Here is a 13,986-nt window from a genome sequence, read left to right as displayed (position 1 = left end):
CTTTACGCCAAATTTAAGGATAAGCGGATTACCAGAGCAACCAGCGTGACAAAGAGCACGGGCAGAGTCATGACAACACCGATACGGAAATAATACCCCCAGGTTATTTTGATATTTTTTTGTGCTAATACATGCAACCACAACAAAGTCGCAAGGCTACCAATAGGTGTAATTTTAGGACCAAGATCACTCCCTATAATATTAGCGTAAACCATGGCCTCTTTAATAATTCCCGTCGCCGTACTTCCTTCTATCGACAGTGCGCCAATAAGAACTGTCGGCATATTGTTCATTACTGATGACAATAAGGCTGTCAGGAAACCTGTCCCCAACGTAGCCGACCATAAACCGTGTACCGCGAATACGTTAAGAACATTGGATAAAATGTCCGTTAAACCTGCGTTACGAAGTCCATAAACAACCAGATACATGCCCAGTGAAAAGATTACGATTTGCCAAGGTGCATTTTTCAAGACTTTTCCTGCATCAATTGCATGCCCACGTCGCGCAACTATCCAAAGAATAAACGCGGCGACTGCTGCAACTGCGCTAACTGGCACGCCAAGTGGTTCAAGCGCAAAGAAACCAATCAAGAGAAGAACAAGAACAATCCAACCCATTTTGAATGTACGCACATCACGGATCGCATCACGGGGTATCTTCAGTTTAGTTATGTCATACGACGTTGGAATGTCTTTGCGGAAAAACCAGTGAAGCATTGCAAGTGTTGCAATAATGGCGGCGATATCAACGGGAACCATCACAGATGCATATTCATTGAACCCCAGATTGAAGAAGTCAGCTGAGACAATATTTACAAGGTTGGAAACGATAAGAGGCAAACTTGCAGTATCAGCTATAAACCCTGCCGCCATTACAAATGCTAATGTTGCCCCACGACTGAAACCCAAAGCTAAAAGCATGGCGATCACAATTGGGGTGAGTATGAGTGCGGCACCATCATTGGCGAACAATGCTGCTACGCTCGCACCTAACAAAATTATGTAGGTGAATAACCACCGCCCCTTTCCTTTACCCCAACGTGCAACATGCAAAGCAGCCCATTCAAAAAAACCTGATTCATCCAAAAGTAAGCTAATGATAATGACTGCGATGAATGTGGCCGTTGCGTTCCAAACTATTTGCCATACAACAGGGATATCGCTGATATGAACAACACCTGTGCCCAAAGATAACGCAGCACCCAGTACAGCACTCCAACCAATTCCTAAGCCACGCGGCTGCCAGATCACCAGTATCAATGTAAAAATAAAAATTACGCCTGCTAGCCACATAATGCAGTTTCCTTAATAAATATATATGATTTAGTGAATATGTTAAGGCAAATTTTTTTGATACTTATTGGCAGGCTGCTTTGCCATGCTCCAGGCGCTTTACAAGTTCGGTAACTTCAGAAAGCTGGCTGTTTACAGCCTGTGTCAGAATCGTAGCTGCCCAGACTGGCATCTGTGGAGATAGTCTGTAGTAGATCCATTTTCCTTCACGACGGTCTGAGATTAAACCCGCTTCGCGGAGCATTGCCAGATGGCGTGAGGTTTTTGGCTGCGATTCCATAATAGCTGCGGTGATATCACAAACGCACAATTCCCCGGTAGTTTGGAGCAAAAACATAATGCTCAATCGTGTTTCATCCGAGAGACATTTAAAAAGTTGAAGAGGTATAAGCTTGGCCATGAGTGCTCCTGATTTTATATTGGTGATGTTACAAGGATGGCTGGCAGAGTCAACAACACATTCGATAAATCGAATGTGTTGTTGTGCTATCAAGAGTCGAACTTTCCCCAATCTGGCAACGGTTCAAAACACATGACCTGATCATCAAAGCTGATTTTCGCTCCACGGCTCAACGCTTCCAGCTCCCAACGTTCAGCAGTAATGCTGTGTTTCATCAATTCGCGTTCAATTTCGGGCAGGCGGGCCCGTTCTTCTGTCGTCAATCTTGCAGAGGGTGCAATATCGCGCCCTTTCGTTGGGTCAAAACTCCGCTGCGCTTTGCTGACTCTCGGCGTTTCTTCCCGTATGCGTGCCACAATCGCCCTCACGGCGGCTGTGTCTGTCCAGTCAATTACCGGTTGGTTATCAGGAATGAACGTTGTAGCGGCGCGCCCAGCCTGGCTATCACGCCAATTTGTGGCCTGCTTCTTTCCACCTAACCCACAGTTATTGACAGGACTCCGAGGCGCGCCGGAGGCGCTTTTTGCGGTCAAAACCTCAGAATCAACGGCAGAAGCAACGATGCGCCATTGAGTGGTGCGCGTTTCATATACATGTGATTCGCCGAGGTGGGGCGCGAAAATGCCCACAACTTTTTTCACTTCTTCATCGTAGGCGTTCAGCTCATTAGCAACGCGACGTGCTACGCGTACCGTCTGATTGTCACGCGGTACATTAGCGCCGCCCTGGGCAGTCATGTACGCCATAAAGTCACCGACATCAGCAGCAGCGCGCACGGCTTCCACTTCTTCGTCAAAGGTTTCTGTCAGACTGATAGAGCGGATACGGCGGCACTCACGGTATGAACCCATAGTAGGCAGGCCGATGGGATGAAATTGAGGAATGCGCCAGGTAGCAGCCCAGGCGGTAACAGCGGCAGCGGAATCGGTCAGCAGCTCACCAGTCTCGTGGTCGCGTTCACCTTCCAGTGCGTAACCGTCGATATTCTTCGCGATGTATTTAGCGATGTAGCCAGCAGCACCGCCGCGGTTCAGGTGCTTACAGTCAAAGCGGTTCTTTGCTGCGCCGCGCTCGTTACCGTCTTCTTTCATGGCGTATTTGCGCATGATATCGATCACCGGCTGACGCATGGCAGGTTTGGTGAATAACATCATGTGCCAGTGCGGAGTCGCGTCGTGGTGAGGCTCAACTACGCGCATCCCATAAACTGATAGGCCACTGTCTTTAAACGCGGTGCGCATTTTGCTCCAGATCCCACAAAGATAACGCTGTGCATCTTTCGGCGTGTAGGCCTCTTTGTCCCAGGCATGATTTAGCTGAACGCGCTTGTTATCACCTTTACCAACCATGCGGGTCGGGTGAAATTTGGAAGGCGTGGTGATAGTCAGAAACATCCCGACGTCACCATTCGCTGCAGCATATTTTTCGGTACCGGCGATAGTGCTCATCAGCTCCATGCGACGGATTTCAGGGTTTGAAATACTCGCCATGACTTTGTCGATCAAACTGATGCGCTCGCCGGTTTCGACATTCTCCAGGTCGCGGCTTTTTAGATAGTCCAGATTCGACAGTCGGCGGGAACGAACTTCACGGATAGCCTGCTTACTGGCATACGGAGATGCGTCACGGTTTACCTTACCGATTGCGATCAGCAATGACTCACGCCATCGGGTACGCTGACCTTTCAACTGACTTAGCCACCAGTCAGGATTTACCAGTCGAGACATGCCAGCGATGGCAGACGTCGTATCTAGCTTGCCCTTACTGAATTTTGTCCAATACATCGGGCTAACATTGAAGGCTCGCGACATTCCTGCAATCTCGCGATACAGAGTGCACTGAGTATCTGACTCAAGAAGCACCCCATGATCACCACCATGTTCAGCCAACAGATGATCGCAACGGTCTTCATAAATGGCCTTCAACTGTCCTGCAATATTCTGTGCGAAACGACGTAGTGGTTTGTCGCTCATGCCTGGTAACTGGTGATAAACATCGGCCTCGGAGATGAATTTCATGGAGGCATTGATATTCATTGCATGGGCTTTATTAACTGCATCGACACGCGGCAGAATGCTGCGCCCAAGGGTATAAACCAGATATTTATTAGCCGCGTGGATGCCCTGAGTTTTGAGAAGGTACGCGTGGCGACCAGTGAAAATCTCACGGAGATCTGTCGAAAGGTTTTTTACTTTGATGAAAACAGCTTGCCCCTGATCGTATTCATCACGGGTAAGCGGTCTCGGCCTTTCTGACGGAACGATAGGGGCGAGGGGATTATTCCAGGGGAACGCCCAAACTTCGGGCGTTTCAATCTGCGGAGTGAAGCGGCTGGCAGGCATTACATGCCGTCTTTGATATCGACGACAAGATAACCGGCATTGATGCCAGCCAGAACGAACAAAGCTAACCAGAGAATAGTCATTTATTCCCTCGATAATGCTTGGCGTTAATCTCGGCGAGTTCCTTGCAGTAAACGCACTGACTAACACCAGGCAGAGCAGCGCGGCGTTCTTCGGGAATAGGGCGATCACAGTCAATGCAAAACATTGCTGATACGCCTCTGGCAGATTGACGGGCTGCTTGAATCTGTGATTCTAAAATCAGGTCGGCGCGCTCTTGTGCGGCATCAATAACATCAGCCATTAGTGAGATTCTCCCGCTTCGTTTTGGATGCGGGTAGCCTCAACGCGCAAAGCTTCGGCGGCTTCAGTGCCGGTCATTGCCTTCTTAACGATGAAACATGCGATTGCTTCAAGACGTGCGGAAAATACGGCTGCACGATTTAAGCGTTCGTCAAAACGTGCTTCATTGATCATTTCTTCCATTATCCAATCCTGTTTTTTGGGCAAAAGGATGCCGTGCGGGTTGAACGCCAATTAAATTTCAAATGTATTAGTGTTCTATGTTGAGAACTGAGTCGGTTTCACTAATAAAGGCAGGGAGCGCGTTTCCAAACTCAATGAGTGAGTTAAGTGCTTCAATTACCTTTAATCTTTCACTATGTGCCAATTCGAAGTAACGCATTTCGATATGACGGCTTTTCAATCCAGCATGGAAACAGATCAATTTGCGCATGGTCGGCGTACTTTCATCAAACGTTTCCTGCGCAATATTTTTCTGGCTGGTCAGCATTTTTCTGATACCGATAATATGCTGAAAACAAGCCTCTCTTTTTTCTTTCGGGATGCTTTCCGAATAACTCAAAGTCTGCGACTGCATAAGCACCTCAACCAAATAATCGTTTGTAGAATGGCTTCCGGCTCAAAACAGTTGAACATGTTTGCGGTTTAGCTGGATTCCAGCGTTTGCCGCCTGGTAACTCAATCCAGCCGTGTCCAAAACTACGGGAAGGGCTTTGTCTTTTCAGAAGTGGTGCAACTGAGATAACCATTTACTTCCTCCTTAACGCGGCACGCCCAAGCCTAACCACATCAGCCAACCGTCGCGGATCTCCTTTGGACGTTTTTCAAATGCCAATTTCATCCCTGCATTCCAGGCGGGAAGGTAAATCCAGCTTTCAGAACGTGCTGTAGGATTTTCGGGATTGCGCATTTCTACAACTGGCAGTTTTCCTGCCTCAATCATCCCTTTGACTGCTGCGGGTGTTTTGCCGATTACCTTGGCAAATTCCGCATATGGCAGGACGTCCGACACACTTACGATTTGTTTACTCATCTGCTAATCTCCTGTTTGGATCTAATCAATTGCTACGTATTGCTTGTAATTGTTTATATCAATATAGATGGTCTTTATTAAGATCTAAACAAATATTATGGAGATCTAAACGAAGTGTCAAGTTCACTCGCAGATAAGCTGATTGTTATGAGAGAGTCTGAGAGACTTAATAGAAGGGAACTATCTGATTTACTTGATATTCCTTATGGCTCACTTACCTACTATGAAACTGGTAGATCGACACCGCCGACAGATGTCGCCATGAAAATTTTGGCTCACCCAAAGTTCACAAAATACACAATGTGGTTTATGACTGATCAAATTGCACCAGAAGCCGGACAGATCGCGCCGGTTCTCGCACACTTTGGGCAGGGCGAAACAACGTCGTCCCACTCCGACAAAAAGACTGGTTAACGCTACATTTCGATTTTTTACGTTTTATAGAATCACAGAGTCTTTGCAGTACCCACGATTCCGGAGGGCTTCAATATGTCGATTAAGAAGCTCGATGATGGTCGTTATGAAGTGGACATCAGACCGCAGGGGCGCAACGGAAAGCGCTTCCGGCGTAGGTTCGACAAGAAACATGAAGCAGCCGCCTACGAAAAATATGTAACGGTGAATTATCACGGCAAAGAATGGCTATCTAAACCGGCAGACAAACGGCCTTTATCCGAGTTGATAGAACTGTGGTGGCTCTATCACGGGCAGAACGTGAAGCACGGCAAGCTCGACAAAGCCAAACTGGAGTTCATCTGTAACCTGATGGATGACCCGTGTTCTTTCCAAATTGATAGCCTGGCAATTACAAAATTTAAGTCTTTAAGACTGGCAAAGGGTGTTAAGGCAACCACAGTTAACCGCAACTTGATGTTACTGAGCGGCCTGTTTACCTACCTGAACGAAGCCGGTTTGTTCCACGCTGAAAATCCGTTGCATGGCGTAACGTTGCTAAAAGGGCAGCTATCATCCATGACTTTTATGTCTGCTGATGAAATTGAAAAGTTGCTGTCAGTTTTGGAAGGGGACAATAAGAGGATTGCGATCCTGAGCCTGAGTACAGGAGGCCGCTGGGGAGAAATAAGCAGTTTGAAGGTTGAGAACGTCATTAATAACCGAGTGACTTTTCTCAACACCAAAAACGGCAAACCCAGAACAGTCCCGATCTCGGATGAGGTATGTAAGGCAGTTAAAAATCAGAAGTCTGGATTACTTTTTCCTGATGCCGATTATTTGACCTTCCGGCTGCTGTTGAAATCGGTGAAGCCAGACTTACCGAAAGGGCAATCATTGCATGTGTTGCGCCATACGTTTGCGACACATTTCATGATGAATGGCGGGAACATAATCACCCTACAAAGGATCCTTGGACACGCGAACATTAACCAAACAATGGTCTATGCTCACTTTGCTCCGGATTTTCTTCAGGACGCCATTTCCTTCAATCCACTGAGGGGAAAAGCAGGGCTGGAGTGTCCACATAGTGTCCACACCTAAGCTTCTTTGTAAGTTTTATAGCTGCTTACAGTATTTATAACTCATTGATTTATAGTGATCGCGTTGTAAGTACAGGAAAAATAAATGATAAAAAAGGCACATTTTTGTGCCTTTTGTTTTTTGATTTTCTGTAGAGTGGGGCGGCTTGTTATTGCGGATTGCCGTTCAGTAAGGCGGAGACGCCCTGACGGTAGCGCTGTTCCAGCGTTTCGCGGCTGGTGGCGTCGACTTCGAGATTGCGCAGTCGTCCGTCCTGAATGCCGTAAACCCAGCCGTGCAGGGTGACTTTCTGGCCGCGTTTCCAGGCTGATTGCATCACGGTGGAGTGGCCGAGGTTGTACACTTGTTCCACGACGTTCAGCTCACACAATTTATCGAGACGCTGATTCGGTGACAGTTCGCCCAGCAGGGAGCTGTGTTTGTACCAGATGTCCCGGATATGCAATAACCAGTTATTAATCAAACCCAGTTCAGGGTTTTCAACCGCTGCCTGTACGCCACCGCAACCGTAGTGACCGCAAATGATGACGTGTTCCACTTCCAGTACGTCGATAGCATATTGCACAACGGACAGGCAGTTGAGATCAGTATGGATAACCAGATTGGCGACGTTACGGTGAACAAACAGTTCACCCGGTTCAAGCCCGGTCAATTGCTCAGCGGGAACGCGACTGTCGGAGCAACCGATCCACAGAAAACGGGGTTTTTGAGATTGGGAAAGTCGTTCAAAGAAGCCAGGATCTTCGTCGATCATGGTCTTGGACCAGTTGGCATTATTACTGATGAGCTTTTCTATATCATTCATTGAGGTTAATAGCCTGTAACGAGCCAACAGCGATGGAGTAATATAGGGCAATGCTCCGTCTTTTAAAACCGATTCAACATCTCCTTTTACGCATTCCTACAACAGGGTTTTCACAACAAGGTACGCTTCCTTTATGAATTATGCATTGGAACTGGAAAAGTTAACCAAAACTTACGCCGGTGGTGTACAGGCTTTGCGCGGTATCGATCTGCGCGTCGAAGCCGGCGATTTTTATGCCCTGCTGGGGCCAAACGGTGCGGGTAAATCGACGACCATCGGCATCATCAGTTCACTCGTGAACAAAACCGCCGGTAAGGTTCAGGTATTTGGTTACGACATCGACAAAGATATCGTCAACGCTAAGCGTCAGCTCGGGCTGGTGCCGCAGGAATTCAACTTCAACCCGTTTGAAACCGTGATGCAGGTTGTCGTCAACCAGGCCGGTTACTACGGCGTGCCACGTCCGCTGGCGCTTCAGCGTGCCGAAAAATATCTGACCCAGCTGGATCTGTGGGGCAAACGCAATGAGCGTTCCCGCATGCTTTCGGGCGGGATGAAGCGTCGTCTGATGATTGCCCGTGCGCTGATGCACGAACCGAAACTGTTGATCCTCGACGAACCGACCGCCGGTGTGGATATCGAACTGCGTCGCTCGATGTGGGGCTTCCTGAAAGAGCTGAATGCGCAGGGCACGACCATTATTCTGACCACGCACTATCTGGAAGAAGCCGAAATGCTGTGCCGCAATATCGGCATTATTCAGGGCGGTGAACTGGTGGAAAACACCAGCATGAAAGCGCTGTTGTCCAAGCTGAAATCCGAAACCTTTATTCTGGATTTAGGGGCGAAAAGCCCGCTGCCGGTGCTGGAGGGTTACCGCAGCCAGCTGACAGATACGTCAACGCTGGAAGTTGAAGTCATGCGTGAACAGGGCCTGAACTCCCTGTTCAGCCAGCTGAGCAAGCAGGGCGTGCAGGTATTGAGTATGCGTAACAAAGCCAACCGTCTGGAAGAGCTGTTTGTCACGCTGGTGAACGGCAGCGGGGAAAAGAAATAATGTCGCAACTGTATTGGGTAGCACTTAAAAGTATCTGGATGAAAGAGATCAACCGGTTTGGCCGGATCTGGATCCAAACGCTGGTTCCGCCGGTGATCACCATGACGCTTTATTTCATCATCTTCGGCAATCTGATCGGTTCGCAAATTGGCAGCATGCATGGTTTTACTTACATGCAATTCATCGTGCCGGGCCTGATTATGATGGCGGTAATCACCAACTCTTACGCCAACGTGGCGTCGTCGTTCTTCAGCGCGAAATTCCAGCGCAATATTGAAGAGCTGCTGGTTGCACCGGTGCCAACGCACGTGGTGATCGCCGGTTATGTCGGCGGCGGCGTGGCGCGTGGGATCTGCGTGGGGATCCTGGTCACGGCGATTTCGTTGTTCTTCGTGCCGCTGGTGATCCATTCCTGGTGGGTGATTGCGCTGACGCTGCTGCTGACTGCGATCCTGTTCTCGCTGGGCGGTTTGCTGAATGCGGTGTTTGCCACCACATTTGATGATATCAGTCTGATCCCGACGTTTGTACTGACACCGCTGACGTATCTGGGCGGCGTGTTTTACTCGCTGTCGCTGCTGCCACCAATCTGGCAGGCGATTTCGAAGCTGAACCCGATCGTCTACATGATCAGCGGTTTCCGCTACGGGTTCCTTGGCGTCAGTGACGTTCCGCTGATCTTCACGATGAGCGTGCTGGTGGCGTTTATCGCGGTGTTTTATCTGCTGGCGTGGTACTTGATTGAGCGCGGGCGTGGTCTGAGAAGTTAATTTTATTGCTCCTTCCCCTCTCACGAGGGGAAGGCTGGGATGGGGTGTTGGTTTAACCAGGTCATCATAAACGACTGAGTCAGCGGCTAAACCCCCTCCCATCCTCCCCCTTCGCAGGGGGAGGCGTTTTATCAAGCCACCTGAACCGGCACGGCTTTCGCGGTGCGTTTCAGCTGGTTTTCACCTTCAAAATAAGCCACTTTCGGTTTGTGCTGGCGGGCATCAGCGTCAGACATCTGCACGTAAGAACAGATGATCAGCAGATCGCCGACACAGGCGCAGCGCGCCGCAGCGCCGTTAACCGAAATAATCCGCGAACCGCGTTCTGCCGCGATGGCGTAAGTTGAGAAACGCTGACCGTTATCAACGTTATAAATATCAATCGCTTCGTACTCTAAAATGCCTGAAGCATCGAGAAAATCCTGGTCGATGGCGCAGGAACCTTCATAGTGCAAATCTGCCTGAGTCACGTGAACCCGGTGCAGTTTGCCTTGCAGCATAGTGCGGATCATCACATATACCTTACTTGCGTAAAAAATCAGGGAACCCGCCGGGCGGAGATAATAAAATTCCGATATTTCCGGCGGCCAACATAGTTGCCGATTTGAGCTGCGCTGTCTACTGCGTCAGATCAACCTCTTGATTATCAATCAGCCGGGCTTTCCCTAACCATGCGGCCATCAGGATCACCGCAGACGTGCTGTCGACGGACAATTCCTGCAAGGTTTTGGCATCACGAATAAACAACTCATCTGGCGTAAATCCGGCTTCACGCAGCTGTTGCGCGGTTTCCTGCAACATCTCTTCAACGTGACGCTCGCCCTGGCTCAGACGCTCCGCCAGCGCGTTCATGATTTTGTTCAGCTGTGGCGCTATTTTACGCTCTTCAGGAGTCAGATAACCATTGCGCGAACTCAGTGCCAGACCGTCTTTGGCGCGCACAATCGGTACGCCAATAATTTCAATGTCGTAGCCCATGTCTTCCACCATCGTGCGCAGCAGCGCCAGTTGCTGGAAGTCTTTCTGGCCGAAACAGGCCACCTGCGGCTGCACCAGATTGAACAATTTGCTGACAATCGTCGATACACCACGGAAATGCCCCGGGCGGCTCGCGCCTTCCAGAATGGTAGAAATCACCGGTACATCGACCTGCGTCTGCGTTGTCAGGCCTTTCGGATAAACCTCCGCCGGAGACGGGGCGAACACCAGATCCACGCCGCGCTTGTTCAGCTTTTCGCAGTCTTCCTGCAACGTGCGCGGATAACGCTCGAGATCGTCCGGGCGTTCGAACTGCATCGGATTCACGAAAATACTCACCACCACCACGTCGCCGCGCGCTTTCGCTTCTTCCACCAGCGTCATATGGCCTTCGTGCAAATTCCCCATGGTCGGCACCAGGGCAATACGTTTGTTATTCTTACGGAAATCGCGGATCTCGCGACGCAGCAGCGCCACGCTGTCAATTATCAGCACACTTCTTCTCCCGATTATTTAAAGGAATGCTCTTCGCCCGGATACACGCCCTGCGCGACCTGATCCGCATACAAACGCACCGCGCTGCGGATATCGCCCGCTTCCGCGAGGAAGTCTTTGGCAAATTTTGGCGTATGGCCGCCGGTAATGCCGAACGCGTCATGCATCACCAGAATCTGTCCGTCGGTCACGTTACCGGCACCGATGCCGATCACGGGGATGCTCAGCTCTTCGGTCACGCGGCGCGCCAGTTCAACGGGCACACATTCCAGCACCAGCAGCTGCGCGCCAGCTTCTTCGAGCATCATCGCATCTTTGATGAGCTGGTTTGCGGCCACTTCGTCGCGCCCCTGCACTTTGTAACCACCAAAAATGTTCACCGATTGCGGCGTCAGGCCGAGATGGCCGCACACCGGAACGGCGCGCTCGGTCAGCATTTTAACCGTATCGCACAGCCAGCTGCCGCCTTCGAGTTTCACCATATTGCCGCCGGCACGCATCAGGATTGCCGCGCTTTCGAACGCCTGTTCCGGCGTGGCGTAACTCATGAACGGCAGGTCTGCCAGCAATAAAGCGTGAGGCGCGCCACGGCGCACGCAGCGCGTATGGTAAGCAATTTCCTCAACCGTCACTGGCAGGGTGGAATCCTGCCCCTGAACGACCATCCCGAGGGAGTCACCAATCAGCATGACGGTGATGCCCTGCTCAGCAAACAGCTGTGCAAAGCTGGCGTCATAGGCGGTAATGGTCGCAAATTTATGTTTTTCCTGCTTCCATTGGCGAAGCTGGCTCAGCGTTGTTGGTTTCATGAACACTTTCCTTTGAATAATTCATCGGATGAATATGATGCCAGTATTCTACTGTATGAGCCGAAATGCAGACAGCAAGATCAGCAACGGACTCCATGATCCAGGTCTTAAGAAGTGATTAAGAAGCTTCGCCTATAATGAAAAAAACGGAGGGAACCATGCGAATTCTATTGGTTGAAGACGACAAAATGATTGGCGACGGCATCAAAGCCGGGCTGACAAAACTGGGGTTTACGCTCGACTGGTTTACCGACGGGCTGACCGGCAAAGCCGCGCTCGACAGCGCGCCGTACGATGCGGTGATCCTCGATTTAAGCCTGCCGGGAATGGACGGCATGGAGCTGCTACGTGAATGGCGCAAGGCCGGTCGCGACACACCGGTGCTGATCCTTACGGCGCGCGATGCGCTTGAACAGCGCGTCAGCGGATTGCAGGCCGGTGCGGATGATTATCTGTGTAAGCCGTTTGCGCTGGTGGAAGTGGCCGCGCGTTTACAGGCGCTGATCCGCCGCCGTCATGGGGTGGTTACGCCAAAAGTGACGCACGGCGCAGTGGAATTCGATCCGGCCGCCCGAAGTGTAACGCGCAACGGCGAAACCGTCACGCTCACACCGCGTGAAGTCGCGGTGCTGGAACTGTTTCTCAATAACAAAGGCCGCGTGCTGGCGCGCACCCTGATTCAGGAAAAACTGTACAACTGGGACGATGAAGTCAGCAGCAACGCGGTTGAAGTGCATATCCACCATCTTCGCAGCAAACTCGGCAAAAGCTTCATCCGCACCGTTCACGGCGTGGGTTATACGCTGGGCGATGTGCCGTCCGGGGAGAGTGCGTGAAGGAGCTGAAAAACCTGAGTCTGCGTCTCCGGCTGATCCTGCTGTTTACCGTGCTGGCGCTGCTGACGTGGCTGAGTGCCAGCGGCGTGGCCTGGCACCAGACGCGTAAACACATCAACGAAGTGTTTGATACACAACAGATGTTGTTCGCCAAACGTCTGGCCGCCACCGGGCTGGGCGACCGCCTGAATATGCAAAAAGACGCCGAGCTGCCGGACACCAAAAAGATGGTGCGCAAAGGTTCACGCGGCCATACCGATGACGATGCGCTGACGTTTGCCATTTTTAATCAGCAGGGCGACATGCTGCTCAACGACGGCGAAAACGGCAAACGCATCCGCTTCGACGGCAACACACAGGGCTTTAAAGATGACGAGCTTAAAGGAGACAACGACGACTGGCGTGTGGTCTGGCTGACGTCGCCAGACGGGCAATATCGCGTGGCTGTCGGTCAGGAATACGACTACCGCAATGATATGGCCTGGAGTTTAGTCAGCGGGCAACTGACGCCGTGGCTGGCTTCATTGCCGGTATTGCTGCTGGCGCTGATTGTGATGGTGACGCTGGAACTTCGCCCGCTGCGTCGCGTAGCGGAAGGGCTGCGTCACCGCTCACCGGAAGATGCCACGCCGATTGTCACCGATCGTCTGCCCGGTGAAGTTCTGCCGCTGGCAAACGCGCTGAATTCTCTGTTCGACCGTACCAGTGAAATGCTGGTCCGCGAACGCCGGTTTACCTCCGATGCCGCGCATGAATTACGCAGCCCGCTGGCGGCATTGCGCGTGCAAACCGAAGTGGTGCAGCTGTCCGGTGACGATACCGAAATGCGCGAGCATGCGCTGGAAAACCTGACCACCAGTATCGATCGCGCCACGCGGCTGGTGGATCAGCTGCTGACGCTGTCGCGGCTGGAAAGTTTTTCAGAACCGGAAGAACTGGAGATCATCGACTGGCCTTCGCTGCTGGCACATAATCTGGCCGAACAGGATTATCGTGCGCACAGCAAAGGCATCGAATTACGTTTTGAAGAGCAGGGAACGCCGCCGCAAATGCGCGGGCAATCTCTTCTGCTTTCGCTGATGGTGCGTAATCTGCTGGATAACGCGATTCGTTATTCTCCGGCGGGAACCACCGTCTCGGTCACGCTGAATGCGCAGGGATTAACGGTAGAAGATCAGGGGCCGGGGATCTCGGAAGAGCATCTGGCGCGGCTTGGCGAACGTTTTTACCGGCCACCGGGTCAGGAGCAAACCGGCAGCGGTCTGGGGATTTCGATCGTACAGAGGATCGCACAGTTACATCAGTTGCGGGTAGAGTACCGGAACAAAACAGAAGGGGGATTACAGGTGCGGGTAAGTCGCTGAGC

At 51.1% G+C, this 13,986-nt stretch carries 18 protein-coding genes; 6 read left to right on the top strand and 12 right to left on the bottom strand.

Features of this window, described 5'->3' with window-relative positions; genetic code table 11:
* Positions 1-2: 2 nt before the first annotated feature.
* The 8 genes from KWG64_RS23735 to KWG64_RS23700 form a co-directional block, all read right to left on the bottom strand.
* Positions 3-1,295, bottom strand: coding sequence for an arsenic transporter (locus KWG64_RS23735; protein WP_217152526.1), 1,293 nt, complete (start codon positions 1,293-1,295; stop codon positions 3-5).
* A gap of 64 nt (positions 1,296-1,359) precedes the next feature.
* On the bottom strand, positions 1,360-1,695 hold the full coding sequence (locus KWG64_RS23730) for a metalloregulator ArsR/SmtB family transcription factor (protein ID WP_217152527.1): 336 nt from the start codon (positions 1,693-1,695) through the stop codon (positions 1,360-1,362).
* 89 nt (positions 1,696-1,784) lie between these two features.
* Positions 1,785-4,037, bottom strand: a complete 2,253-nt coding sequence (locus KWG64_RS23725; RefSeq protein ID WP_218523316.1) for a replication endonuclease — start codon at positions 4,035-4,037, stop codon at positions 1,785-1,787.
* Between the two features lie 79 nt (positions 4,038-4,116).
* Positions 4,117-4,341 (bottom strand): TraR/DksA C4-type zinc finger protein, encoded by a 225-nt coding sequence (locus tag KWG64_RS23720; protein ID WP_218523315.1) that lies wholly within the window; start codon positions 4,339-4,341, stop codon positions 4,117-4,119.
* A complete protein-coding gene (locus tag KWG64_RS23715; RefSeq protein ID WP_218523314.1) occupies positions 4,341-4,523 on the bottom strand; it encodes a DUF2732 family protein in 183 nt (60 codons plus the stop codon). Before KWG64_RS23715 ends, KWG64_RS23720 begins: the two co-directional genes overlap by 1 nt.
* 67 nt (positions 4,524-4,590) lie before the next feature.
* Positions 4,591-4,917: a hypothetical protein gene (locus KWG64_RS23710; protein ID WP_255562284.1), complete on the bottom strand. Its 327-nt coding sequence runs from the start codon at positions 4,915-4,917 to the stop codon at positions 4,591-4,593.
* Positions 4,918-4,924: 7 nt separating this feature from the next.
* Positions 4,925-5,089: a phage filamentation protein Fil family protein gene (locus tag KWG64_RS23705; RefSeq protein WP_152327646.1), complete on the bottom strand. Its 165-nt coding sequence runs from the start codon at positions 5,087-5,089 to the stop codon at positions 4,925-4,927.
* 11 nt (positions 5,090-5,100) lie between these two features.
* Positions 5,101-5,373: a Cox family DNA-binding protein gene (locus tag KWG64_RS23700; RefSeq protein WP_152327647.1), complete on the bottom strand. Its 273-nt coding sequence runs from the start codon at positions 5,371-5,373 to the stop codon at positions 5,101-5,103.
* A gap of 114 nt (positions 5,374-5,487) precedes the next feature.
* Here KWG64_RS23700 and KWG64_RS23695 point away from each other — a divergent pair, with 114 nt between their 5' ends.
* Both KWG64_RS23695 and KWG64_RS23690 read left to right on the top strand, forming a co-directional pair.
* The gene (locus tag KWG64_RS23695) at positions 5,488-5,787 is read left to right on the top strand and encodes a helix-turn-helix transcriptional regulator (protein WP_217217635.1); all 300 of its coding nucleotides are present in this window, start codon (positions 5,488-5,490) and stop codon (positions 5,785-5,787) included.
* A 75-nt stretch (positions 5,788-5,862) separates the two neighbouring features.
* The gene (locus KWG64_RS23690; RefSeq protein WP_218523313.1) at positions 5,863-6,870 is read left to right on the top strand and encodes a tyrosine-type recombinase/integrase; all 1,008 of its coding nucleotides are present in this window, start codon (positions 5,863-5,865) and stop codon (positions 6,868-6,870) included.
* A 148-nt stretch (positions 6,871-7,018) separates the two neighbouring features.
* Here KWG64_RS23690 and can read toward each other — a convergent pair whose 3' ends face one another.
* On the bottom strand, positions 7,019-7,675 hold the full coding sequence (gene can, locus KWG64_RS23685) for a carbonate dehydratase (RefSeq protein WP_152327650.1): 657 nt from the start codon (positions 7,673-7,675) through the stop codon (positions 7,019-7,021).
* 133 nt (positions 7,676-7,808) lie between these two features.
* On the opposite strand from can, the gene KWG64_RS23680 reads away from it, so the two are divergent.
* Positions 7,809-8,732, top strand: a complete 924-nt coding sequence (locus KWG64_RS23680) for an ABC transporter ATP-binding protein (protein ID WP_152327651.1) — start codon at positions 7,809-7,811, stop codon at positions 8,730-8,732.
* On the top strand, positions 8,732-9,502 hold the full coding sequence (locus KWG64_RS23675; protein ID WP_152327652.1) for an ABC transporter permease: 771 nt from the start codon (positions 8,732-8,734) through the stop codon (positions 9,500-9,502). The genes KWG64_RS23680 and KWG64_RS23675 overlap by 1 nt, the downstream gene beginning before the upstream one ends.
* A gap of 131 nt (positions 9,503-9,633) precedes the next feature.
* Here KWG64_RS23675 and panD read toward each other — a convergent pair whose 3' ends face one another.
* The 3 genes from panD to panB form a co-directional block, all read right to left on the bottom strand.
* Positions 9,634-10,014, bottom strand: coding sequence for an aspartate 1-decarboxylase (panD, locus tag KWG64_RS23670; protein ID WP_101075221.1), 381 nt, complete (start codon positions 10,012-10,014; stop codon positions 9,634-9,636).
* Between the two features lie 106 nt (positions 10,015-10,120).
* A complete protein-coding gene (gene panC, locus KWG64_RS23665) occupies positions 10,121-10,975 on the bottom strand; it encodes a pantoate--beta-alanine ligase (protein WP_218523312.1) in 855 nt (284 codons plus the stop codon).
* A 14-nt stretch (positions 10,976-10,989) separates the two neighbouring features.
* Positions 10,990-11,784: a 3-methyl-2-oxobutanoate hydroxymethyltransferase gene (gene panB, locus KWG64_RS23660; protein WP_195823815.1), complete on the bottom strand. Its 795-nt coding sequence runs from the start codon at positions 11,782-11,784 to the stop codon at positions 10,990-10,992.
* Positions 11,785-11,942: 158 nt separating this feature from the next.
* On the opposite strand from panB, the gene qseB reads away from it, so the two are divergent.
* Both qseB and qseC read left to right on the top strand, forming a co-directional pair.
* Positions 11,943-12,620 carry a quorum sensing response regulator transcription factor QseB gene (qseB, locus tag KWG64_RS23655; RefSeq protein WP_218523311.1) on the top strand — a complete coding sequence of 226 codons (678 nt, stop codon included), beginning with the start codon at positions 11,943-11,945 and terminating at the stop codon, positions 12,618-12,620.
* Between the two features lie 5 nt (positions 12,621-12,625).
* Positions 12,626-13,984 (top strand): quorum sensing histidine kinase QseC, encoded by a 1,359-nt coding sequence (gene qseC, locus KWG64_RS23650; RefSeq protein WP_218523337.1) that lies wholly within the window; start codon positions 12,626-12,628, stop codon positions 13,982-13,984.
* The last annotated feature ends 2 nt before the right edge of the window (positions 13,985-13,986 follow it).

The sequence above is a fragment of the Rahnella sp. PD12R genome, assembly GCF_019200965.1.
In the GTDB taxonomy this organism is placed as follows: domain Bacteria; phylum Pseudomonadota; class Gammaproteobacteria; order Enterobacterales; family Enterobacteriaceae; genus Rahnella; species Rahnella laticis.
Note: the sequence above shows the minus strand (reverse complement) of the source record. Positions and strands in the feature narration are given on the sequence as shown.

Bases quoted from the DNA above. Each gene is read 5' to 3' on its own strand.
- panB (WP_195823815.1), bottom strand. From the start codon at position 11,784: ATGAAACCAACAACGCTGAGCCAGCTTCGCCAATGGAAGCAGGAAAAA.
- KWG64_RS23700 (WP_152327647.1), bottom strand. From the start codon at position 5,373: ATGAGTAAACAAATCGTAAGTGTGTCGGACGTCCTGCCATATGCGGAA.
- qseB (WP_218523311.1), top strand. From the start codon at position 11,943: ATGCGAATTCTATTGGTTGAAGACGACAAAATGATTGGCGACGGCATC.
- KWG64_RS23715 (WP_218523314.1), bottom strand. From the start codon at position 4,523: ATGGAAGAAATGATCAATGAAGCACGTTTTGACGAACGCTTAAATCGT.
- can (WP_152327650.1), bottom strand. From the start codon at position 7,675: ATGAATGATATAGAAAAGCTCATCAGTAATAATGCCAACTGGTCCAAG.
- KWG64_RS23710 (WP_255562284.1), bottom strand. From the start codon at position 4,917: ATGCAGTCGCAGACTTTGAGTTATTCGGAAAGCATCCCGAAAGAAAAA.
- panD (WP_101075221.1), bottom strand. From the start codon at position 10,014: ATGATCCGCACTATGCTGCAAGGCAAACTGCACCGGGTTCACGTGACT.
- KWG64_RS23725 (WP_218523316.1), bottom strand. From the start codon at position 4,037: ATGCCTGCCAGCCGCTTCACTCCGCAGATTGAAACGCCCGAAGTTTGG.
- KWG64_RS23690 (WP_218523313.1), top strand. From the start codon at position 5,863: ATGTCGATTAAGAAGCTCGATGATGGTCGTTATGAAGTGGACATCAGA.
- KWG64_RS23675 (WP_152327652.1), top strand. From the start codon at position 8,732: ATGTCGCAACTGTATTGGGTAGCACTTAAAAGTATCTGGATGAAAGAG.
- KWG64_RS23720 (WP_218523315.1), bottom strand. From the start codon at position 4,341: ATGGCTGATGTTATTGATGCCGCACAAGAGCGCGCCGACCTGATTTTA.
- KWG64_RS23680 (WP_152327651.1), top strand. From the start codon at position 7,809: ATGAATTATGCATTGGAACTGGAAAAGTTAACCAAAACTTACGCCGGT.
- KWG64_RS23705 (WP_152327646.1), bottom strand. From the start codon at position 5,089: ATGGTTATCTCAGTTGCACCACTTCTGAAAAGACAAAGCCCTTCCCGT.
- KWG64_RS23735 (WP_217152526.1), bottom strand. From the start codon at position 1,295: ATGTGGCTAGCAGGCGTAATTTTTATTTTTACATTGATACTGGTGATC.
- KWG64_RS23730 (WP_217152527.1), bottom strand. From the start codon at position 1,695: ATGGCCAAGCTTATACCTCTTCAACTTTTTAAATGTCTCTCGGATGAA.